At 53.8% G+C, this 552-nt stretch carries 1 protein-coding gene and 1 pseudogene; both read left to right on the plus strand.

The features are described from left to right. Positions 1–185, plus strand: a 185-nt coding sequence (locus HT737_RS31520) for a hypothetical protein (protein ID WP_220459620.1), incomplete at its 5' end; no start/stop codon positions are given. Between the two features lie 193 nt (positions 186–378). Continuing rightward, positions 379–552: pseudogene (locus tag HT737_RS32265) on the plus strand (lipid kinase YegS); the annotation flags it as partial.

Below are 552 nucleotides of genomic sequence, written 5' to 3' on the forward strand. Positions count from 1 at the left end.
GACTTTCGTTGAGAGGGGCAATCGGACGGGTTGAAACTCTGGCTTCATGGCTGGACATGGACATATCCGTCGGCTGTTTTCACTGTCAGCGCGCTGGCCTTTCCGTCATTCGAACTGTCACCAGTTCCGAGGGGGTATCCACTCATTCCCTGCACATCCTTGTGTTGTTAAAAAACGAAAATTGATACTGCCTGCACAAGGTGTATCAAGGATCGAGTCCGGTCAATTGAGCCGATTCCTTACCTGTTGTAAGAAAAAATACCGCTGTGTAGGACGTGACAGGCCGGGCGCTTGAATTAAATGGTGCTCCGATGGCTTTTTTGCCTGTGCCGGTGGTCAAGATGTTTTATACCGATTCAATTGTGGGGAGTGACCGTTATGAGTGAACGCAGGGCGCTGTTGATTCTGCATGGCAAGCAGGCACTCAATGAGGCGGTTCGCGCCGCTGTCGAAGCAAAACGCAAGCAGGGCTGGGAGTTGGCAGTACGCCTGACCTGGGAGGCCGGTGACGCTCAGCGTCTGGTCGCGGAAGCACTGGCGAGTGGCTATCGG

The organism is Pseudomonas sp. MD195_PC81_125 (assembly GCF_014060985.1).
Lineage (GTDB): Bacteria > Pseudomonadota > Gammaproteobacteria > Pseudomonadales > Pseudomonadaceae > Aquipseudomonas > Aquipseudomonas parakoreensis.